Source organism: Leuconostoc gelidum subsp. gelidum KCTC 3527, from assembly GCF_000166715.1.
In the GTDB taxonomy this organism is placed as follows: domain Bacteria; phylum Bacillota; class Bacilli; order Lactobacillales; family Lactobacillaceae; genus Leuconostoc; species Leuconostoc gelidum.
The window spans coordinates 109,452-132,482 of sequence record NZ_AEMI01000015.1 but is presented as its reverse complement, the minus strand read 5'-3'; the positions used below and the strand labels follow the sequence as shown (position 1 = coordinate 132,482).

Here is a 23,031-nt window from a genome sequence, read left to right as displayed (position 1 = left end):
CAATAGATGACTTAAATATAGAATCTAAGAAGCCGAAGTTGACTGATCTGGGGAACAAATTACTATTAGATGCAGCAATTAATAATCAAACACTTCAAAATTTAACAGATCAACAAATCACTTCTTTGAACGCTGCTGCGCTTAAATATTATGATAATCCAAATAAAATGGCTGAAATAAATACCATCACATATAAACATTTTGATGATTTAATCAATCAGCTTAATGAGCAACCCGTGGCATTAGCAGTTCCTAAATTTAATTCTGGAAATATAAAGAATCTACCTGCAGTTACTACAAAAAGCGCACAGACAGGAGAAGTGGCGAATCTTGATATTTGGGATTCATGGATGGTTCAGGATGCTATAACTCAACGAGTAGCTGAAATTAAAGGTTATCAAGTGATGTTTGCTTTAGCGGGATTACCAAGCAATCCGAGTGATACTCATTTATATATGCTATCTGCACCATATAAGGCGACTGCAATAAGTGATTGGAAAATGGTAGGTCCAGTATTTGGCTATGAAGCAGTGCCTTGGAATCAAGAATGGTCTGGGTCTGCGACCTTAAATGATAATGAAACTATTCAGTTGTTTTATACACGTGTGCAATGGAATAATGATCTCAGGCAAAACATGCAAAAAATTCATACAGTGAACATTGTTGTGAAGGAAGATGAAAATAAGACTTTATATATTAAAAATATTAAAAATGATCATTTAATTTTTGAAGGTGATGGGAAGAATTATCAACAAATAGAACAAACATTTAATGTTGATAGAGACAATTTTACATTACGTGATCCGCATGTCATTGAAGTTGATGGCACACGATACTTAGCATTTGAAAGTAATACAGGCACTGATAAAAATTCAGGTTATGATAACGTAACAGATTTATCCAATTATGGTGGATCATTAAATTATAATGTTACCAAATTACTAGAGGTTTCAGGCAATGAGGAGACGTCTAGAGTTGCTTCATTGGCTAATGGTGCCTTGGGTTTAGTAAGGTTGACTAATGTACAAGATAATCCAACAGTGGATCATGTATATGGCCCTCTGATAACTAGTAATATAGTTACTGATGAAATTGAACGTGCAAATATAGTTCCGCTGAATGGCAAATATTATTTATTTACAGATACAAGAGTATCAAAATCTAGTTTAGAATCTAGTGGTAGAAGAACCAATGTCTCTGATGTTGCCATGCTGGGTTATGTCAGCGATACAATATTTGGATCATATAAACCTTTGAATGGTAATGGCGCTGTATTATTAGGGAATACCGATTATGGGGATAGAGCCGACACATATTCTTATTATGCTGTTCCGGTAACTGGATATAGCGATCGTTTATTAGTTACTAGTTATATGTCAAACAGAAATTATGCGGCCGGTGAAAACTTGAATGCGACTACAGCACCATCGTTCATTATTAAAATTAATGATAATGATACAACGTCGGTAGAACAAACTATAACTGCGCAAAATGATTGGGTTGATCCATATAATGCGATAGACTCAACCATGTATGGATTTCCAGGACAAAATGTTAATTTTAAGAGATATATTAATAGTTCATTTAGGAAAGATGGTATGTATTTGAATGCGCCTTATGGAGCTAACGTAACAAATGAACAAGGATATAATTTAATTTCAGTTAACGTGGGAAGTACTGCACAATATAATGGCGAAAATGTAATGATTACGAAGCAATATGTAACCAATGATGCTGTAACATGGTACCTTACAAGTTTAAATAATCAATCTGTTTGGATTGACAGTCGAGCATTTACATCAGTGCCTTTGAAGGTAACAGATATGATGAGCTTTGTTACCTTTGATGGTCGTAATGACGGTATGTACATTAATGCACCATATGGTATGGAAAACGCCAAATATGTTGGTCAAATTAAGGATTATAATGGAACAGCTTTTGCAATTAAGGCACAGTATAATACACGAGGTGTGACTTGGAATTTACTGCAAGTTGATGGGCAAGAAGTATGGATAGATAATCGGTCATTTGCAACAAACTTTACACGTGAAGTCAATAATAGAGTATTTGTCAATAGTGTAAACAGAACAGATGGATTGTATAGTAACGGCACTTATGGTCAGATCAATGCGCGTTGGATTGGTAACACTAAAAAGTATAATAGTCAGATTGCCACAGTTACTAAGCAGTATTATGATGATAAAGGTATTGTCTGGAATCAGGTTATACTTGGTGGGCAAACAGTGTGGGTGGATAATCGTGCTTTTACACAACTCCAAACACAAGATATTAAGCAACAGTTATATATTAATAGTAATCAGCGTACGGACAGTTTGTATGCAAACATGCCATACCGTGGTGATGGTTCACGTTGGGTAGATCGTACAACATCATTTAATGGGCAATGTGTCGATGCAATTAAGCAAGGAAAAGATGCTTATGGTGTGACTTGGAATTTGATCAAGTTGAATGGTCAAGAGCTGTGGGTTGATAAGAATGCGCTCACTACAACATATACGCAAAACTTAAATATGAATATGTATGTTAATAGTTCGCAAAGAACAGATGGTCTATATATTTCAGCACCTTATGGCGTTAAAAATGCTAAATGGGTTGGTAATACAAAGTCGATTAACGGACAATATGTCAATATATCACAACAATATGCCAATGAATTTGGGGTTACTTTCTATTTAGCTAATTTACATGGACAAAATACTTGGATTGATAAGCGTGCATTTAGTACAACCTTTGATCAAATAGTAGCGTTTAATGCTACTATTAGTACACGACAACGAGCAGACGGTATGTATTTGAATTCAGCATATGGGGAAACAAATTCAAAATATACTGGGAATGTAAGCCAGTATAATAATCAAAAGGTTACTGTAACTAAAGAACATTCAGATGCTAAAGGAGTTGTTTGGTATCTTGCTAATGTTAATAATCAGCAAGTATGGATTGATAAACGTTCGTTTTCTTCAGTTGTAACAAAGTCAGTTGCATACAGTGCAACAATCACATTACGTGCAAGTTCAGATGGCATGTATTTGAATGCGCCATATGGGGAAACAAATTCGAAGTTTGTCGATACAACAAGTAACAATAGATATAAGAATACTAAAGTTCAAGTAACAGAAGAATACACAAACTCCAAAGGGGTAACATGGAATTTGATCAAGTTAAATGGGAATAACGGGCAACAAGTATGGATTGACAAGCGTGCTTTTAAAATTTAATTTCTCCAAAACTACCCAAATTATATTGACTATAGGACTTAGCTTAGTAATTGGTTGTTAACAATGATTCTAAAACATTGTTAACAACCGTTTTTTTTAGCCAACAATAAAAATTAAATTATAATTAAAAAAAGATCGAATTAAAATCATCCTTGCGGTAGAATATAAGGGTTAGTAAATTAAAAAAATAGGTGTTTAAATATGGCGTTTAACCAGTACAAAGAAAATATAGTTTTAGCAGTGTCAACTGTCGTGCTTGGATTGATAGTTGGCTTAAGTTCGATGCTGTTGGGATTGTTCTTGGATTTAGTAGAAAAATTATTTTTACACTATGAAGAAAATGCAAAAATGCCAGCACCAGTGGGAACAATACCCAGTGATCGATTATTTTCAGTAGTCATTGGTGCCATAGTTGTTGCTTTAATTTGGTGGTTTTTACGAACTAAAACAAAGACGCCAGTTAGTATTAAAAAAGCGCTCAATGGTGAACAAATGCCATTTTGGCAAACAATACTGCATGTGACCACACAAATATTTTTTGTGGGCACAGGTGGCTCGATTGGTCGTGAACTTGCACCTAGAGAAGCGGGCGCATTGTTTGCTCAAAAATGGGATAATTTGCTTCAAAAGTTGCATGTGCCAACATTATCGCAGTCAGACCGACGGTTACTAATGACGGCAGCAGCAGGCGCGGGATTTGCTGGTATATATATTGCACCTTTTACTGGCATGCTCTTTTCTGTTGAGGTATTATTGAAAAAACTAACATTGCGGACAATGGCTGTAAGTTTGACAATGTCAACGATTGCCATGTTTATGGGGTCTTTGATTAAGGGATTTCAGCCCTATTATCTTATAGGAGATGCTAAATTTTCGCTCATTAGTTTTGTGCTTATTTTTATTTTAGCGCCAATTACTGGTATAGCTGGTGCATTATTTAGAAAATTATGTCAATGGGCTGAGGGGCATCAAACAAAAAATAATCAAATATTGTGGCAATTGCCGGCAATGGGATTGATTACTGGGTTAATTGCTTTAATATTTCCCGAAATCATGGGAAACGGGCGGTCATTAGCGCAATTAGCAATCAATAGTAGTCAAAAATGGATGATGATTTTACTGATTGGCGGAATATTAAAGGTAGGTGTAACAGCATTAACCATTCGTGCAGGCGCATCAGGTGGCACATTGACGCCATCTATTGCCGTTGGTGGCGCATTAGGTGCTGTGTTAAGTCTTATCTTAGCTATTTGGATTCCGGGTATATCAATTGGACAAGGTGCTGTTTTAGGGGCAGGAACACTATTAGCAGCATCTCAGCAAGCGCCTTTTATGGCAATGTTCATGTTGATTGAAATATGTCATTTAGAGTCGTCTGCTTTACTACCAATGGGATTTGGGATCTTAATAGCGACTGTTGTTTCAAAAAAAGTATTGTCTGATTAGACAATGATTCTGTCAAGAATAAATGATTGCTTAATGATGCAATCTGATGAAAGCTGGTATGATAGGCTTTTAGTGAATAGAAATTTGTTGTTAGCAATCTATCCGTGCGCAATTAAAGGTTGCTAATTGCGGTTTTTAGTCGTTTAATTGCTATACTTTATTTGCCTTATACAGCATAATTAAGGAAGTTAAATAACTAGAAATGAGGATTGATGCGATGGCTAATGTATTACCGAAGCAACTCAAGCAGTATCGCTCTGATTTAAATATGTCACAAGAGGATGTGGCTGATAAATTATTTGTTTCGCGACAAGCTGTATCACGCTGGGAATCTGGAGACGCGACACCAGACTTAACAAACCTGATTAAATTAACCGAGATATTTAAGTGTTCCCTTGATAGTTTGGTACTAGGAATTGAAGAAAAGGCACCCCAGCTTGGGGTGCCTGAAATTGACAGTAGTGAGTTTACATTTGACCCACGTCGTGGGGAGTATGTTCGTCGTCATAAAAATATGAGTTTTTGGGATTTTATAGCCCGTTATTGGTGGATGATTTTTCCTGTCGGCGGCTTTCTAAGTTGGTTTATACCGGAGATTGTTAAAGCTTTAAGATAATTAGTACTTAAAATGGCCAAACATTTTTGTTTGGCCATTTTTAAGCTCATTTGTTTGCCTCTAACGTAATGGTATTACCCTCTGAATCGTTTATTGGGAAAGCAATTTTATTACCAAAACGTTCCTCGGGTACGCCAACAATAGTAATAAAGTTATTACGTAGATGCTTGAGTAAATCTTCTTGGTGATCTCTTACCAGTATTTCAAGCGTATCAATTGGTTTGCCAGTAACAAAAGTAATGTCGTCACCGTCTAACATCAAATGGCGACCACTTTCATGACCTGATTGAGGCAAATCAAAAACATCACGCCAAAAACGGTAGGCACGATTGACGTCAGTTGCTGGAATTATTTTAATGTTAAGTTTACGTGGTTTCATAATACATATAAGTATAGCTGAATTGAGTCAATTTTCAACATATTTATTGATAATAAGATTTTCAGCTACATATCGATCTAAAATATGTTACACTTATAGCTATGGCATTATTAGAAATCAGTGGGCTTTCAATGGCCTACGCAGAAAAAACTTTATATGAAGACGCAGCATTCGAATTGCAACAAGGCGAGCACATGGGAATTGTCGGCCAAAACGGTGCAGGTAAGTCAACACTTATCAAGATCGTTACGGGTCAGGAATTACCTTTGTCTGGTAAAATCGAGTGGCAAAAAGGCCTCAAAATTGGCTACTTGGATCAATATGCAGAGATTCCAGATGGTATGAATTTGATTGCCTTTTTGCATACTGCCTACCAAGACCTATATGATAAACAAGATCGCATAACAGATCTTTATAATGAATACGCGGAATCAATGAACGATAAATTATTGGAACGCGCTGGACGTATGCAAGAGGAACTTGATGCGGCCGGATTTTATGATGTTGACACAAAGATTGAACGTGTCATCTCTGGACTTGGTTTAGAAGCCATAGGCCGTGACCGTGAGTTGGATCAAATGTCTGGTGGACAACGTGCTAAAGTTATTTTAGCAAAGCTATTGCTTGAAAACGATGATGTGATTATTTTAGATGAACCAACCAACTATTTGGATGTGGCACATATTGAATGGCTGGAGGACTTTTTGCAAAATTATGAGGGTTCAGCCATGATCATTTCTCATGATTTTGACTTTTTAGATAAAGTGACTAATGCGATTATTGATCTATCGTTTGGGAAAATTACAAAATTCCGTGGCTCATTCAAAAAAGCAATGCGGCAAAAAGATGAACGTTCAGAGCAACAGTTACGTCAATATGAAAAACAACAAGGTGAGATTGAAAAAGCGCAAAAGTTTATTGCTAAAAATAAAGCACGTGCTTCAACATCTAAACAAGCTAAGTCACGTGAAAAAATGTTGGCGCGTATGGATAAGGTTGATCCACCATCTGAAGCACTTCAAGCAAAGTTTAATTTCCCCTATGTGAATTCACAGTCTGCTAATGCTTTGGCGGTAAATGATTTATCAGTGGGATATGTTACACCAGTTTTGGAACCAGTCACGTTTTCGATTACGACAGGACAAAAACTTGTCTTCAAAGGATTTAATGGTGCTGGTAAATCAACGTTGATTAAATCGATTCTAGGTATTATTCCAGCACTTCATGGTGAAGCTGAGTTTTCTCCGTCTGCCATTGTCAATTATTTTGATCAAGATTTAGAATGGGATGACGATACCAAAACACCGCTAAGAGAGATGCAAGATCGGTTCCCAAAGTTAGAGCCCAAGGCATTACGTACACGTTTAGCGGCAGCTGGTATCAACGCTGAAAATGCACAGAAACAAATGCAACTGCTTTCCGGTGGTGAGCAAACTAAGGTTAAATTGGCGATTATGGAAATGAAACCAAGTAATTTTCTAATTTTAGACGAACCAACCAACCATTTGGATGAAGGTACAAAAAATGCACTGCGTTCAGCAATCGATAAATTTCCAGGAAACGTTATTATTGTTTCCCACGAAGTCAGCTTTACTAAGGGTCTTGGCGACCGTGAGTTAAACGTCGCTGCTTTATCATTTAAGAAAGAATCAGAATAAGAGTTGCTAAAAACGCTTTCGAGCGTTTTTTTATATAGGTTGACATTTAGAGTATAGTAAACCATAATTATATAATAGGTTTACTTTGAAATAACATTTTTTGAATATTATAAAAATTACTTGAGGAAAAAATATGAAAACAGATGAGCGTATACTACATTTTTTTGCTGAACATGAAGGGGAATATTTAAGCGGTGAAACGTTGGCTAAAAATTTAGATATTAGCCGTGCAGCCGTATGGAAAGTTATTAAAAAATTGACAGAACAAGGGCACACGATCGATAGCCAGCACCATGTTGGTTATCGCTACCAAAGTGGAAAAGTTTTGAGTGTACCTATGATTAAACAATTGGCGCACAGTGACTGGCAAATAAAGTTGTTTGATGTCATTGACTCGACAAATACTTATGCAAAAGAAGCATTAACACGCGGTGATGTGACAAAACCGACAATGATTATTGCTAACCAACAAATTGGTGGACGCGGTCGTTTAGGACGTACTTTTGTATCACCAGCTGATACGGGTTTGTATATATCGCTTGCTTTACCACTGCCTGTGGGAACATCGGTGATACCTGGATTACTGACAACCGGCACTGCCGTTGCGGTTTCACGGGCTATAAAGGAAACGATTGGCATTGAATTAGACTTTAAATGGGTTAATGACTTGTTATTTAAAAATTACAAAGTTGGTGGCATTTTAACCGAAGCGGTGATGGATTTTGAAAGTCAACAAGTGTCAGCAATTGTTGTAGGCATTGGCTTAAATTTACAAAAGCCTCAAAATTTGGATGCCACGTTAAAAAATAAAGTTGGTGGCATGGTTGAACACTTGACTGTATCACGTAATGTGATTGTCGCTGCGTTGCTCGATGAATTTGTTAAATTGTATGCTGAATACACTGATGGCTCATTTTTAACGGCATATCGTCAACGAAATATTGTCATAAATCAGACCGTCACAGTGAAATATGGTAAAGAACTCGTAACTGGTATAGCAAAAGCGATTGATGAACAAGGACAATTGCTTGTAGATACAGGGGATGTTATCAGAACGATTAATTCTGGGGAAGTATTGAAAGTACAATTGCCAAATAATAGTTATCATGGCTAATTGTCAACGGGTAAAAAATTGGAGAAAAAATGAATTCAAATACACAACGTATTGTCATCACAGCAGTACTAACAGCACTATTAATTGCTGTTGGACCATTAGCAGTTAATATTGGACCAATTCCAATGACCTTACAAACACTCATTATTGCCTTAGTAGCTTCGGTGTCATCAACGCGTGTGAGTTTAACAGCTATTGGATTGTATTTATTATTGGGTGCTTTTGGCTTACCAGTATTTGCTGGTTTCAAAGGTGGTTTTGTTCTATTAGCCGGACCAACAGCTGGTTATTTATGGTCATTTCTGTTGTTCGCACCAATTATCGGTCTATCTTTTAAAAGATGGGCCAATGTTTGGGGGTTAATTGTGACAAATATTTTAGCTTCAGTGGTTAACTTAACGATTGGGACAATTTGGTTAACCATTAGTATGCAATTACCAGTTGAAGCAGGTATTGCTGCTGGGATCACACCGTTTATTCTATCGAGCACTTTGAAAATTACTGTTGTTGTGATTGTTGCTTTGGCAGTTAGACAAGTACAGGCACGGACAGCACTAGCGTTTTAAAAATGATCACTTGATATTGAAAGGGCGATGTTGTCGTGCCAATTTTGAGAAAGTTATACTAAAGATATGGATGAATTATTTGATTTTCAAAAATTAGCAAGAAAATACAAGGAACGTGTTGCTATTATTGATAATAAACACACGTATACTTACCAAAATTTATATGATAGTGCTCAAAATATTTGTGACACAAACGGCATAAAAATGCCATATGTCGTCTTAATCATCAAAGAAACGCGTGTTTTTATTTCTGAATTTATAGCTGTACACCTAGCAGGTGCCATCCCCATTATTTTAACAGAGCAAGATTTACCCAATGTGCCCTGGTTGCTAAAGCCACTGGCTGGACAGTGGCAGTGGCTCACAGAATTTGTGGACGGAGTCAAAAATAATCAATTACGGACAGGCATTCTTTTCTTAGGCAAAACTTCAGGTACAACAGGAAATGCTAAAATTTATCAACGTGATTGGCATTCATGGCGAATTGGCTTTGAACGTTGTTTTGAAGTGTTTGAGATGAACAATGATGAGATCGTTATGACAACTAGTTCTATGGCGACGTCTTTAGGTCTGCATACAATGTTATTGAGTTTATACTTTGGCAAGTCATTTTATTGTTTTGAACGTTATCAACCAATGCACCCTTTAAAGTCGACGATTGTTTACACAGTACCAACCTACTTAGGTCTAAAGGACACAAACTGGGCATATAATCCTAATATTCGAGGTATTGTATCATGCGGTGGTGAATTACAAAATAAATTAGTTAAACAATGGCAAACTAATCATATAAAACATGTCTTGTATGAATTATATGGTTCTTCTGAAACGAGTTTGGTTTCGTGGCAGAAAATAACGCAGGATAAAAAACCAAATGATGTTGGTGAATTATTTCCGGCAGTGATGTTAGAAGTTAACCAACATCGGCGATTAATAGTTAGTAGTCCTTACCTATTTTGTGGGTATCTTGGATGTAATGATCATCCAATTACACAAGTCATGACTGATGATGTTGGCTATTATCAAGATAATCATTTATATGTATTGGGGCGCAAAAGTGATGTTATTAACCATGGTGGTAATAAAATTTATCCAAGTGAAATTGAACACGTGTTAACTCATTTCACAGAATCGGTAGTCGTCTTTGGCGTGCCAGATTTAGTATATGGTGAGAATATAGTTGCTATGGTGGTTACAAATGAGACAGAAACGATATTGAAAAGTTATGTCGCTAATTATTTGCCCAAGTATAAAATCCCAACACGTTATATTTTTGTTGATGAGATACCCAAAACACCACAACAGAAAATTTCGAGAGCATTGTTAACAACTGATTTTATGAAAGGACGATGGTCATGAATCACATAATACCCAGAGCAAGTATTGTCAGTGCTAAAAGATTACCTATTGGTAAAGTTAATGGTATTTTTGCGCACCAAACACCAGAAGTTTTATTCCAAAGCTTGATTAGCCAACAGTTGGCAGACTTGCCTGGCTATTCAAAAGAACAGATTGATCAAGTTATTTTGGGAAATGTGACCAATCAAGGTGGTAACTTAGCCCGCCGTTGTGCCTTGGCAGCAGGTTTTCCAGTCGAAACCCCAGCATTTACAGTGGATAGTCAATGTGCTTCTGGTTTGGTGGCGGTTGCTTCAGGTGTGCAGACGATTATTAGTGGACAATCAGCGTTAGTACTAGCTGGTGGTATCGAAAGTACGTCACTAGCAAATATGACTATCAATCGTGATACGAACGCTGTATTAAGACGTTTTCCAATGGTGCCAGCTGGTCAATTAGATTTGGATATGGGTATTGTAGCAGAAAATATGACTCAAAAATATCATGTTTCAAGAGAACAACAAGATGCATATGCTCTCAAAAGCCATCAAAAAGCGAAACAAGCTTTTGAGATGGGGCTACTGAATCGAGAATGCTATGCTTTTAAGGCAGAGAATATTAAGTATATGCAAGATCAATGCCCTAGATTTGATACTAATTTAGAAAAATTGGCACAACTTAAGTCTGTTTTTTCTAAACAAGGGTCAGTAACGGCCGGTAATAGTTGCCCGATTAATGACGGTGCTGGTATTGTGTTACTGAAAAAATTTGACCCAAATGACATCGTGCAAGGTTATTATTTGGACCATGAACTTGTGGGTTTGGCACCCGATCAATTTTTATTAGGTCCAATCAGTGCCACACGGAAGCTATTAGTTAAGCATCGATTGTCAATAACTGATATTGATGTTATCGAGATGAATGAAGCTTTTGCAGTACAGGGTATTATCTGTCAAAAGGCACTAGATATTCAAGATGATCAATTAAATCCATTGGGTGGTGCCTTATCGTATGGCCATCCATATGGAGCAACTGGTGCTATTTTAATTGCTAGGCTACTCAATAGCTTGAACCAAATACCTAAACCTGCGTTAGGAATTGTGACATTATGTGTTGCTGGTGGTATGGGGATGAGCATGCTGATAGGGAATCAACATTGGACGTGATTTTTTGGTATACTAATTAGAAAAAGTGGGGTGGAAGTATGTTACGTTCTGTTTTGATTTTCCCACAGTTGAATGATAGGTTTACTATTAATCGGATACGTCAACGTTATGATGATTTATACGAACATATTGCACCACATATATCCCTTGTTTTTCCTTTTGATAATGAGTTAACAGATGAAACAATCATTCAAGTCGTTTCCGATGTCATTAAAAAACAACAACAATTTAAATTGCGACTAACAGTCGTTTCAGGAGACCCCAAGAATGGTTATGTTTGGTTAGTGGTTGATCAAGGATCAAAAATATTAACCGAGTTACATGATGCCTTATATGCTGAACCAATCCTTAATCCTTATTATCGAGAAGATCTGCCTTATCAGCCGCATGTCACTGTTGCACAAGGTTTATCGCAACTACAAGCTGAACAACTCTTGATAGAACTGCAAAATGAAACTTATGATCTAACAGCGACAATCACAGAAGTAGCCATCGAACATATATTAGAAAACGGTGATTCAGTTGTTCTCGCTACTATTGGTTTAGGCGAAAGAGATGAAAGTTAGAATTATTGGGCCAGTGGGCAGTGGGAAAACAACTTTTGCACGTAAAATAGCAAGTATTAAGCATTATCCAGTGACATCACTAGATGATTTAAACTGGGTACGGCAAGCAACAGGAGATAGGCATCGTACGCCATCAGAAAGACAAGTTTTACTACAGGTGGTTATCCAGCAAAATGACTGGATAATTGAAGGAACACAGTTCCGTGAAGGACAAGATTGCTTTGCGTTGGCTGATGTGATTTATATTTTGGATCTGCCTTATTACAAAAATGTATATTATATATTGAAAAGGTGGTTCAACAATCGTTTACACGGTGGGCCAAAACAGTACCGAAACTTATGGTTATTTTTAAAATGGCAAAATAAATGGCGTACAAATACTCGTGATGACATATATTGGCTATTAAAACCTTATAATAAAAAAGTAATAATTATACGAAAAAACAAAGTTTGACAAAATAGAAAAATTAGAATAAAATAAAAACAATGAGAAAATCATAGAGGTTGCTGTAACCATGAGTCACTCGCGGAGTATTGATAGATACTGTGAAACGAGTAAAAGGGGTTGTGGCCGAAGCACTGATACTGTCATGTCAGCAAGCTGGGGCATTAGTTAATAGCTAATGAACTGTCGCAATTGCGGGGTGCTATGACAGAAACGATTGTTTTATTGCGATCCGTAACTGCCACACTTGGCAGAAGCGGATTTTTATTTTAGATGAAAAGAGTACAAACATGGTAGAAGCAATTACGCGACCAACACAAATAGAAATTTCTAAAAAAGCCTTAAAACATAATGTCGCTGTTGTCAAGCAAACATCTGGCGCCGATAAAATATTTTTGGCTGTTAAATCAAACGCGTATGGTTTGGGTTTGGTGCCAACATCTCAGGCAGCTGTTGCGGGTGGCGTTTATGGCTTGGCTGTGGCCGTCATTGATGAGGCGTTAGCACTACGACATGAACGTATTACTGAACCAATTTTGGTATTGGGTATTTCACAAGCAAAGTATGCTGAATTGATGGCAGTACAACACATTATGGCAACCGTTGTATCACTATCATGGCTAAAAGAAGCGGCTCAATCTCTCACTGGTGAACAACGTCTACAAGTCTCGTTAGGTGTTGATACAGGCATGGGGCGAATCGGATTTCGAACCCGAGAGTCCTTGGCGCAAGCAATTACCTATTTGCAGGCACACAAGGATATTTTTGACTATGTTGGCTTAGCAACACACTTTGCTGAATCAGATTCAGTTCAAACGGACTATTTTTATATGCAACTTAAACGGTGGCACGATTTAACTGATGGTTTACCAGAACCTAAATACTATCATGTGGCTAATTCAGGTGCGGCAATGTATCACGCTGATGAAGTACCACATGAGGTGATCCGTGTTGGAACTGTGTTATATGGCGTTGAACCTTCTCGCGGTGAGTTGGCAGATGGCAAAAATTTGCAACCAGTCATGTCGTTACGTAGCGAGATGAATTTTGTCAAACAGTTACCAGCTGGAGAAGGTATTAGTTATTCACATAAATATACAACGAGTGGTGACGAATGGATAGGCACAGTACCAATTGGATACGGTGATGGCTGGTTACGTAAAATGACTGGCTTTAGCGTCATTGTTGACGGACAATATGCACCAATAGTTGGTCAAGTTGCAATGGATCAATTGATGATTAAGTTACCACATGAGTATCCTGTTGGGACAAAAGTGACACTCATAGGTAAGGACGGCGATCTTGAAAATACGCTCGAGAATGTTGCACAACACGCTAATTTAGCACCATGGGAGATTATGACGGGTATGCAAGATCGGTTACATCGCATTCTTGTTGATTAATATAATTAGCTAACTCAAGGGAAATATTGAAAAATTGAGGAGAGAAAATAAACATGACAGAACGTACATATAACATTGCAATACTTGGCGCAACCGGAGCAGTTGGTACACGGTTGATGTCACAACTTGAAGAATCAACGATACCAGTTAACAGTTTGAAATTACTCGCTTCAGCGCGATCAGCTGGTAAAAAACTTACTTTCAAAGGACAAGAATTAACTGTTGAAGAAGCGACAGCAGACAGTTTTAGTGGCATTGATTTGGTATTGGCTTCTGGAGGTGGTTCTGTATCGCAACGTTTTGCACCGGAAGCAGTTAAACGTGGCGCAGTTGTGGTGGATAATTCAAGTTATTGGCGTATGAATGATAATGTACCACTTGTCGTGCCTGAAGTTAACGAAGCTGATTTACAAGGACATAACGGTATTATTGCTAACCCAAATTGTTCAACGACTCAAATGGTCGTGGCCTTGGAGCCAATACGTCGCGCGTTTGGGTTGCGTCGTGTCATTGTGTCTACTTATCAGGCAGCATCTGGGGCAGGTCAAACAGCATGGGAAGAACTAGTAGCTCAGACAGAAGCTCATAATGCTGGTGAAAAAATGGTTGCTAACATTTTGCCTGTCAAGGGTTCTGATAAACACTACCCACTAGCTTATAATTTATTGCCACAAATTGATGTGTTTGAAGACGATGGTTATACACATGAAGAATGGAAAATGATTCATGAAACTAAAAAAATTATGTTCGGAGACAAAAATTCTAAGTCAGTTAAAGTAACAGGCACAGCTGTCCGAGTACCCGTTCCAGTAGGGCATGGCGAAACAGTTTATTTTGAAACAGAGCCAAATACTGGTGCTACGTCTGCTGGCATTCAACAGGCATTAAGTCAAGCATCCGGCGTTATTTTAGAAGATGATCCTAAAAAGCAGTTATATCCACAACCAATTAATGCTGAGGGAAAACGAGAAACTTTTGTTGGTCGTGTCCGTCCAGATTTAGAAAACGATGATTCTTTTCATATGTGGGTGGTATCTGATAATTTGTTAAAAGGTGCTGCTTGGAATACAGTTCAAATTGCTGAACGGCTGGTCGATTTAGATTTAGTTCGGGTGCCAGTAGGTGCTGCAGGTAAATTTGAGATCTAACAGCATGTTACAATAAGCTTATGGAAATCTTTTTATTTTTAACGATAATTGTATTAGGAATTTTGTTGCACTACCAAGTGCAACAAAATCCTGCGACAATGAGAATTGGCACGTTTGGGGTTTTCATTGTTATTGGTGTCGTTATTTTTATGTACCATTTTTTAAATGTTACACCAAAAGTTTTAAAATTAACTGTTCATATTGGTTATAGTATGGCTGTTTTTTTTGGTATTTTGTTGTTATTAAGTATGGTACGACATAGTTGGAAAAAGTCACATCAGTGGGGATTGCCGCTGTTAGTTGGTGTTTATCTGATGTGTTTATTATTGTTTAGTCAGTGGTCATTATGGTGGTTGAGTGCACCATGGTTGATGTTATATTTTGTATGGCAATTTTGTCGGTTTATAGTGAGCAGTGTAATCTACGGTTATCAAAGCAAAGCACCAACTCACGGGCCATTGGTAGTGCTTGGTGGCGGTTTGGCAGAAGGATATAGAGTCGGGAACATAGTCGATAAACGTATTCAAGCAGCAGTAGCAGATGCCAACAAAATGTCGGAATATCCGATGATTGTTTTTTCTGGTGGACAGGGGGAAGATCAGTTAATTAGTGAAGCTGAAGCGATGCGCGACTGGTCTGTATCACATTATGATGTACCACTTGAGAAAACACAACTAGAAAACCGTTCACGAAATACCTATCAAAATTTAAAATATACGTCACAATTACTTTCTCAGCAACCATTTACATTTTATACAAGTGGTTATCATGTTTTTAGAGGTGTTTTGTTAGCTAAAAAACAAAATATTGATGCGCAAGGACGTGGGGGATTTGTGCCTTTAGTTTATCGTGTACCGGCTTTTTTTAGAGAATTCGCTGGTGTAATGAGTATGAATATAAAACGTCAAATATTGTGGGCGTTAGTTTGGGGTGCAATTGCATTTGTGGCTAATCAAATAATGACATACTAATCGTATGTTACATTTTTTATCTTGTTTTGAGAGATATTTAAGTTTTGACGCGCATTATTTTGTTATAAATTTTAAATATAAAATTGGAGATGTGTATGAATATTTTTGGAAAATTAATGTGGTTTTTCCGTCAAAATAAGCGACTTTATATTGTGGGACTGTCTTTTTTGTTTTTGACGGAAATTTCTCAAATGGTGTCACCAGCCTTAATTGGCCGTTTTACAGATCAAGTTGTATCACGGACGCTAACAGTAGAAAACTTAGTGTTTTATGCTGGTGGCATTTTTTTATTTGCGCTGTTGATGTATGTTTTTAGATACGCTTGGATTACGCATATTTTTCAAGGGTCTGCTTTACTTGAAAAAACATTGCGTCAGCAATTGTTTGATCATTATATGAAGATGGATACCACTTTTTATCAGCGACATCGAACAGGTGACTTGATGGCACATGCTACAAATGATTTGTCAGCTATACAACGCGTTGCATCTGGTGGCATTTTAATGTTAGTTGATTCAGTTGTTGTGATTATTTTTACCGTCATTTCAATGGTGATTGTTGTTGATTGGCGATTGACCTTGATAGGTGTCTTACCTTTACCACTTTTAGTTTTAGGTGTGCGATATTTGTCACCAAAAATGCGTCAGGCATTTACATCAGCACAAGAAGCTTTTTCACGTTTATCAAACAAGTCTCAAGAATCAATTGCTGGTGTTAAAGCCATTAAAACTTTAGGACAAGAAATGGCCGATGTTGCCGTTTTTGAGTCTCAAGTTAAAGATACAATTCAAATCAATAAAAGGGTGGCATTAATCGATTCATTATTTGGACCAATGGCTACCGTTATAATGACAATTAGTTTCGTTATTATGATGACATATGGTGGGTCACTTGTACTTAACGATCAAATTACAATTGGTCAACTGGTATCATTTTCGACATATTTAGGTTTGCTCGTATGGCCAATGTTTGGATTAGGTCAACTGTTCAATGTTTTGGAACGTGGAAACGCATCATATACACGTGTACAAAGTATTTTGTCAGAAAAATCAGCCATTATTGAAGATGAAGATGGTGTTGTTGAGCAGGCAAAAGGTGATTTAAATATTAATATTGATCAGTTTACTTATCCAGACGGGGATCCTACAAAGCCGGCGTTACACAATGTCCATATCATGGTTAAGGCAGGGGAGACGCTTGGCATTGTTGGTCGTGTTGGTGCTGGCAAAACAACCTTAATTAAACTACTATTACGTCAATTTGATGGCTACACCGGTGATATTCGAGTGGGTGATGTGAATATTAAAGCGTATACATTTAGCGCTTATTTAAAATCAATTGGCTACGTAGCACAAGAGAATTTTTTGTTCTCAACAACGGTTCGAGATAATATTCGATTTTCTGATATCAATAAAAATCAGCGTGATGTGATGTTAGCTGCTAAAAAAGCTGATTTTAATGAAGATGTCTTGTCATTGCCAGATGGATATGATACTGAAGTTGGTGAGCAGGGAGTTAGCCTGTCTGGTGGTCAGAAACAGCGATTAGCTATTGCGCGCGCATTGATTACTGATCCAGAAATATTGATTTTGGATGATGCACTTTCAGCAGTTGATGCATTGACGGAAAAACATATTTTGGGGACCTTAAAGTCTGAGCGTCGCGAAAAAACAACCATTATTGCTGCACACCGTATTAGTTCAGTGATGAACGCGGATGAAATTATTGTGTTTGACCATGGTGAAATTAAAGAACGTGGGACGCATGCGTCTTTAATTGCGCGAAATGGCTGGTATGCAGAAATGTATCAACAACAGCAATTAGCAACGGAACTTGAAGATAAATTAAGTGGAAAGGGGGTTAACGATGTCTGGAAAAAATAGTTCTGTGTGGGCAAAAAGTATCCCGATTAAAGAACAGATAAGAGTTATTGTGACACTGGTTAGAATGGCCAAACCCTTTCGAAAAATGTTTTTTGGTGCATTAGCCATTGGCGCTGCATTTGCTTTACTGCAAGCAGCAGCACCTCGTATTATTGCTTACTATATGACGACGTATTTGCAACAGCGTGATAGCGTTACTTTACAAGTAATGATTAGTTTTGCAGTCTTAGTAGCAGTCATCCGGGTCAGTCAAGCTGTGGCAGATGCATTAAATGCCTATTATTTCACAGTAGCTGCTGAATATGCACTAGAAGATATAAGAGTGCAAGTATTTCGTAAGTTACATACCTTAGGTATGAGATTTTTTGACCAAGTGCCAGCTGGTTCGTTAGTCACTCGTGTTAACAATGACACAGCCTCGCTTGCTGATTTTTGGCGGTTTTTCATGCAATTAACATTTGTTGTTATGAGCATGATTGGTGCCTACATTGGTATGTTGACGGTGAGCGTCAAAGCAACTTTGCTGATGCTTATTGTTGTGCCGTTTATTGTCGGGTCAGTGATTTTATATCAACGTTTTTCATCTAGCTTGTTTCGACATATGCGTGAACGGCTATCACATTTAAATGCTAAAATTGCTGAAAGTATTACAGGTATTGATGTTATTCAGGAGTTTTATCAAGAAGATCGTTTTAAAAAGTCGTTTGCTAAAGTCAATGGTGAATATTTTAATGCCCGTTTTCGTATGGTAAAGGCAGATGCTTTATTGCTGGAGCCAATGGTCGATATGTTGCTGGGCGCAGCCATGGTACTCGTATTTTGGTACTTTGGTGTGATGTCCATGTCAACAGTTGTTTCTGCAGGTGTCATTTATGCTTTTACCACGTATTTAAACAACATATTTAGTCCATTAGAAAGTGTTATGAACTTATTTAGTCCATTTCAAGAAGGACTTGTGTCAGGTTATCGCATTTTAGGTATTTTAGCTGATGATACTTATGCGCCAGCACAGAATGTGGATGCCAAGCAAGATATTACAGCAGGAAAAATCGCGTTTCAGCATGTTGATTTTAGTTATGATGGGCAACATCAAATATTAAAAGATCTCAATTTTACGGCTAATCCGGGTGATACGGTGGCACTTGTTGGTCACACTGGGTCTGGTAAATCTTCAACAATCAATGCACTGATGCGATTCTATGAGTTTCAATCTGGAAATATTTTAATTGATGATCATGATATTCGAGACATTGCTTTAAAAAATATTCGTCAAAAAATGGGATTGGTTTTGCAAGATCCGTTCATGTTTTTTGGTGATATTTCATCTAATATTCGTATGTATGATGATACGATTACAGATGAACAAGTTAAGGCAGCTGCCGAGTTTGTTGGGGCTGATAAGTTTATATCTGCATTGCCAGGTAATTATCATGCAAAAGTGCAAGAAGGCGGATCAGGATTTTCTGCTGGGGAAAAACAATTAATTAGTTTTGCACGGGCAATTGTTAGAGATCCCAAAATTTTAATATTGGATGAAGCAACAGCAAATGTTGATACTGAGACGGAGGCTTTGATTCAAAAATCACTATTAAAAATGCGTCAAAATCGTACCACTATTGCTATTGCACATCGGTTATCGACAATTAAAGATGCTGATTTGATTTTAGTGTTAGATAAAGGTGAGGTTGTTGAACATGGAACACATGAGGAATTACTGCAGTTGCAGGGACAATACTATGACTTATATCGCTTACAAGGTATAACTAATGATAGTAATTGAAAATAAAGTAATGTGTGTAAAATGTTAAATAGTTCACATTTGTATGTTATGTTTTCTGCCATGAATATGGTGACAATGAGTTAAAACGGGTACAATAGAAATAGAACATAATCAGGTGAACAGACTTAAAATACGAAAAAGTATTTTAATTGTCATCTTTTTACAGTTAATATATGTGTGCGATATGGTGAATACGCATGAATAAGGAGAGATTTACGTATGTCAATGATTGAGTTTAAAAATGTAGAAAAGTACTATGGTAACTTTCACGCACTAAAAAACGTTAATTTAACAATTGATGAAGGTGAGACAGTTGTTTTAATTGGCCCTTCTGGGTCAGGAAAGTCAACATTGATTCGTACTGTTAATGGTTTGGAAGAAATCGAAGAAGGACAGTTACTAGTCAACGGATTTGACTTGCACGACCCAAAAACAGATATGAATCGTATTCGTAAAAATGTTGGCATGGTGTTTCAACATTTTAATTTGTATGATAATAAAACAACCTTAGAAAATGTAATGTTAGCACCACGTTTGGTTTTGAAGCGAGATGAGGCTGAAAATAAGAAATTAGCGATGGAGTTGTTGGAAAAAGTTGGTTTAGCTGATAAAGCGGCTAATATGCCATCAGAATTATCTGGTGGTCAAAAACAACGTGCAGCAATTGCGCGTTCATTAGCTATGCAACCAAAAGCACTATTGTTTGATGAACCAACCTCCGCTTTAGATCCTGAAATGGTTGGGGATGTATTAGATGTTATGCGAGACATTGCTAAAGATTCGTCAATGACAATGCTTGTTGTCACACATGAAATGAGTTTTGCGAAAGCCGTTGCAGATCGTGTTATTTTTATGGCTGAGGGAGAAATTTTAGAAGATAGCACAACGAAGGAATTCTTTGAAAAGCCAAAGGAAGTTCGTGCACAAAAGTTTTTGAGTCAAGTTGAACATCACTAAAATAGGGAGGAATTGCGTTTACTGAGGCCCATGGCTTGAGGGGTATACAATCAAGCTATGAACTAGATGGGTGACGTATATATATTATGGAAAAAGCTAAAAAGCGACAATTTGGCATTATAGCTACAATTGTCTTGGCTGCCGTTATTGTCCTTGGTTTAATGTGGGCAACAGCAACAGCCAATAGAAATGCAGAACATCAAGATACACTCGCTCGTGTGGAAAAATTAGGCCGAATTGTGTGGGGTGTGAAAGCTGATACACGTTTATTTGGACTGATGGATACAAAAACGGGTATATCTCAAGGATTTGATATTGACATTGCTAGAGCACTGACAGTTCAAATTTCAAAGCAAACTGGTGTACCAATGTCTGCTGAGTTTGTGCCAGTTTCAACAGCATCAAAGATGCAGTTACTGAAAAACACAAATATTGATGGTTCTGTATCAACAATGACAATTACGCCAGAACGTGAAAAAATTATTGATTTTACCAATCAGTATTTTGATGCTGGCCAGTCAATCTTAGTTAAAAAAGATTCTGGTATTAATTCAATAAAAGATATGAACAGTTCTAAATACACGGTCATTGTGGTTGTTGGCACAACAGCGGCCACTGAAACGGCAAAATTTGCGCCAAAAGCAAAACTACTAGCTGTTCAGGACTATGCGACAGGGATGCAAGCTCTAAAAAGTGGTCAAGGGCAAGCGATGTCAACGGATAATGCTATTTTGTATGGTTTTGCCACGGAAAACCCTGAGTATCATATTGCTGGTGGAACATTCACACATGGCCCTTATGGGATTGCTTTTGATAATAATCAAAAGCCAATGATTAAAGAAACGAATGCGGCATTGGCTACGATTAAACAAAATGGTATTTATAATCAGCTCATTAAGAAGTGGTTTAGTCACGTTCCAGGTCTTGATTGGCGCAGTTTGGAGGCGAAATAATGGCATTATTACAAAATAATTTCCCAACATTCTTGCAAGGATTTGGTTATACATTACTGTCTAGTATAATTGCATTGATTGGATCAATGATTCTTGGAACAGGCTTTGCAATTATGCAGATTGTCCCACAAAAATGGGCGCAAGTAATAGGAAACGTTTATGTTCAGGTCTTTCGAAATATTCCCTTGTTAATTATTACCTTCTTCTTTTTTCTAGTTGTTTCAAAGTACGTTAAGATGAGTGGATTCACTTCTGGAACGGTCGCTTTAATGTTGTATACGTCAGCATTTATTGCCGAAACTGTTAGAGCGGGTATTTTAGCAGTTGATGGTGGACAAATGGAAGGTGCACGTGCCAATGGTTTGTCGTTTGGACAAGCAATGCAGTATATTATCTTACCTCAAGCATTTCGAATTGCTTTACCTTCATTGGGAAATCAGTTTATTAATTTGGTAAAAAATTCATCTATCCTCGCGTTTGTTGGTGGATTAGACTTGATGTATCAAGGAAATATGGTTGCGGCAAATACATTTGACACATTCAGTACGTATATTATTGTGGCAATCTTCTACTTAATTCTCACATTACCGTTAAGCTACTATATACAACACCTTGAGCGTAAGCTTAAGCGCGCATTGTAAGGAGGAATTATGGTTACATTAGGAATATTTAGCGCCTTCACACCACAAAACGTCCTTTATCTGTTGGGTGGTTTGGGTATTACTGTGGGTGTATCAGTTATATCAGTTATTTTGAGTTTGATTTTTGGTTCTATTGTTGGCATTATTCAATTTGAACGTTTACCTTATTTTTCTACATTTGTGGGTACAATTAACAATATCATTCGTAATTTACCATTGTTATTAATTATATTTTTTGTTTATTTTGCACTACCTAAAATTGGCATTCATTTACCAATCTTTTGGGCCACAGTTATTGCAATGAGTACATTTGAGTCAGCTATGCTAGCAGAAATTGTGCGTGGTGGTCTGGAATCAGTTGATAATGGTCAGTTTGAAGGTGCACGAGCGAATGGCTTGAGTAATATGCAAACAATGGTTTATATTGTTTTGCCACAAGCCTACAAAAAAATGATACCACCAATTATTTCTCAATTAATTTCATTGGTAAAAGACACCAGCTTGGCATTGGGAATTGTGCTATCTGAAATGACTTATCGTGGTCAAATTGTTTATGCACAAAATTCAACATATATAGTTCCTGTACTAATTGCAATTACGTTGGTTTATTTCTTGCTAAACTATGGCTTATCACTATTAGCAAAATGGGCTGATCACAAATTGGCTTAGATACAATAATGCTACTAAGGTTAGTTATCGCTCTCTGTTAACTATGTAATCAATCTATTTTAAAATAGTATTGTGAAATATAACGATTAAATA

Annotated in this window: 20 protein-coding genes and 1 riboswitch; of the genes, 19 read left to right on the top strand and 1 reads right to left on the bottom strand. The window is 37.2% G+C overall.

Annotation, left to right across the window (positions count from 1 at the left end; all coding sequences use genetic code 11):
* From EUI_RS10220 to EUI_RS0103365, 3 genes are all read left to right on the top strand, one after another.
* On the top strand, positions 1–3,239 hold a 3,239-nt coding region (locus EUI_RS10220), incomplete at its 5' end, for a glycoside hydrolase family 68 protein (protein WP_010016074.1).
* A 201-nt stretch (positions 3,240–3,440) separates the two neighbouring features.
* Positions 3,441–4,685: a chloride channel protein gene (locus tag EUI_RS0103370; RefSeq protein ID WP_010016072.1), complete on the top strand. Its 1,245-nt coding sequence runs from the start codon at positions 3,441–3,443 to the stop codon at positions 4,683–4,685.
* 217 nt (positions 4,686–4,902) lie between these two features.
* Entirely contained in the window at positions 4,903–5,301 is a 399-nt protein-coding gene (locus EUI_RS0103365; protein WP_029508510.1) for a helix-turn-helix transcriptional regulator, read from the top strand.
* Positions 5,302–5,347: 46 nt separating this feature from the next.
* On the opposite strand, the gene EUI_RS0103360 is transcribed toward EUI_RS0103365, so the two are convergent.
* Positions 5,348–5,680 carry a VOC family protein gene (locus EUI_RS0103360; RefSeq protein WP_010016070.1) on the bottom strand — a complete coding sequence of 111 codons (333 nt, stop codon included), beginning with the start codon at positions 5,678–5,680 and terminating at the stop codon, positions 5,348–5,350.
* Between the two features lie 101 nt (positions 5,681–5,781).
* On the opposite strand from EUI_RS0103360, the gene EUI_RS0103355 reads away from it, so the two are divergent.
* The 16 genes from EUI_RS0103355 (at position 5,782) to EUI_RS0103280 (ending at position 22,938) form a co-directional block, all read left to right on the top strand.
* On the top strand, positions 5,782–7,338 hold the full coding sequence (locus EUI_RS0103355; protein WP_010016069.1) for an ABC-F family ATP-binding cassette domain-containing protein: 1,557 nt from the start codon (positions 5,782–5,784) through the stop codon (positions 7,336–7,338).
* A gap of 133 nt (positions 7,339–7,471) precedes the next feature.
* A complete protein-coding gene (locus EUI_RS0103350) occupies positions 7,472–8,452 on the top strand; it encodes a biotin--[acetyl-CoA-carboxylase] ligase (protein WP_010016068.1) in 981 nt (326 codons plus the stop codon).
* A 29-nt stretch (positions 8,453–8,481) separates the two neighbouring features.
* The gene (locus EUI_RS0103345; RefSeq protein WP_010016067.1) at positions 8,482–9,018 is read left to right on the top strand and encodes a biotin transporter BioY; all 537 of its coding nucleotides are present in this window, start codon (positions 8,482–8,484) and stop codon (positions 9,016–9,018) included.
* Between the two features lie 66 nt (positions 9,019–9,084).
* Entirely contained in the window at positions 9,085–10,377 is a 1,293-nt protein-coding gene (locus tag EUI_RS0103340) for an AMP-binding protein (protein ID WP_010016066.1), read from the top strand.
* Positions 10,374–11,522 carry a thiolase family protein gene (locus tag EUI_RS0103335; protein WP_010016064.1) on the top strand — a complete coding sequence of 383 codons (1,149 nt, stop codon included), beginning with the start codon at positions 10,374–10,376 and terminating at the stop codon, positions 11,520–11,522. The genes EUI_RS0103340 and EUI_RS0103335 overlap by 4 nt, the downstream gene beginning before the upstream one ends.
* 38 nt (positions 11,523–11,560) lie before the next feature.
* The gene (locus tag EUI_RS0103330; protein ID WP_010016063.1) at positions 11,561–12,088 is read left to right on the top strand and encodes a 2'-5' RNA ligase family protein; all 528 of its coding nucleotides are present in this window, start codon (positions 11,561–11,563) and stop codon (positions 12,086–12,088) included.
* Positions 12,078–12,542 (top strand): P-loop NTPase family protein, encoded by a 465-nt coding sequence (locus tag EUI_RS0103325; RefSeq protein WP_010016062.1) that lies wholly within the window; start codon positions 12,078–12,080, stop codon positions 12,540–12,542. Before EUI_RS0103330 ends, EUI_RS0103325 begins: the two co-directional genes overlap by 11 nt.
* A gap of 36 nt (positions 12,543–12,578) precedes the next feature.
* A riboswitch (Lysine riboswitch) is annotated at positions 12,579–12,746 on the top strand.
* A 77-nt stretch (positions 12,747–12,823) separates the two neighbouring features.
* Positions 12,824–13,936, top strand: a complete 1,113-nt coding sequence (gene alr / locus EUI_RS0103320) for an alanine racemase (RefSeq protein WP_010016061.1) — start codon at positions 12,824–12,826, stop codon at positions 13,934–13,936.
* 53 nt (positions 13,937–13,989) lie between these two features.
* Positions 13,990–15,084 (top strand): aspartate-semialdehyde dehydrogenase, encoded by a 1,095-nt coding sequence (locus EUI_RS0103315; protein ID WP_010016060.1) that lies wholly within the window; start codon positions 13,990–13,992, stop codon positions 15,082–15,084.
* A 20-nt stretch (positions 15,085–15,104) separates the two neighbouring features.
* Positions 15,105–16,055: a YdcF family protein gene (locus EUI_RS0103310; RefSeq protein WP_010016059.1), complete on the top strand. Its 951-nt coding sequence runs from the start codon at positions 15,105–15,107 to the stop codon at positions 16,053–16,055.
* 95 nt (positions 16,056–16,150) lie between these two features.
* Positions 16,151–17,938, top strand: a complete 1,788-nt coding sequence (locus EUI_RS0103305) for an ABC transporter ATP-binding protein (protein ID WP_010016057.1) — start codon at positions 16,151–16,153, stop codon at positions 17,936–17,938.
* Complete coding sequence (locus EUI_RS0103300; protein ID WP_010016055.1) at positions 17,922–19,718, top strand: ABC transporter ATP-binding protein; 1,797 nt, start codon at positions 17,922–17,924, stop codon at positions 19,716–19,718. Before EUI_RS0103305 ends, EUI_RS0103300 begins: the two co-directional genes overlap by 17 nt.
* A 219-nt stretch (positions 19,719–19,937) precedes the next feature.
* Complete coding sequence (locus EUI_RS0103295) at positions 19,938–20,675, top strand: amino acid ABC transporter ATP-binding protein (RefSeq protein ID WP_013231176.1); 738 nt, start codon at positions 19,938–19,940, stop codon at positions 20,673–20,675.
* 86 nt (positions 20,676–20,761) lie between these two features.
* Positions 20,762–21,628, top strand: a complete 867-nt coding sequence (locus EUI_RS0103290; RefSeq protein ID WP_010016052.1) for a transporter substrate-binding domain-containing protein — start codon at positions 20,762–20,764, stop codon at positions 21,626–21,628.
* Positions 21,628–22,269 (top strand): amino acid ABC transporter permease, encoded by a 642-nt coding sequence (locus tag EUI_RS0103285; protein WP_010016051.1) that lies wholly within the window; start codon positions 21,628–21,630, stop codon positions 22,267–22,269. The genes EUI_RS0103290 and EUI_RS0103285 overlap by 1 nt, the downstream gene beginning before the upstream one ends.
* 9 nt (positions 22,270–22,278) lie before the next feature.
* Positions 22,279–22,938, top strand: a complete 660-nt coding sequence (locus tag EUI_RS0103280; RefSeq protein WP_010016049.1) for an amino acid ABC transporter permease — start codon at positions 22,279–22,281, stop codon at positions 22,936–22,938.
* Positions 22,939–23,031 lie beyond the last annotated feature (93 nt).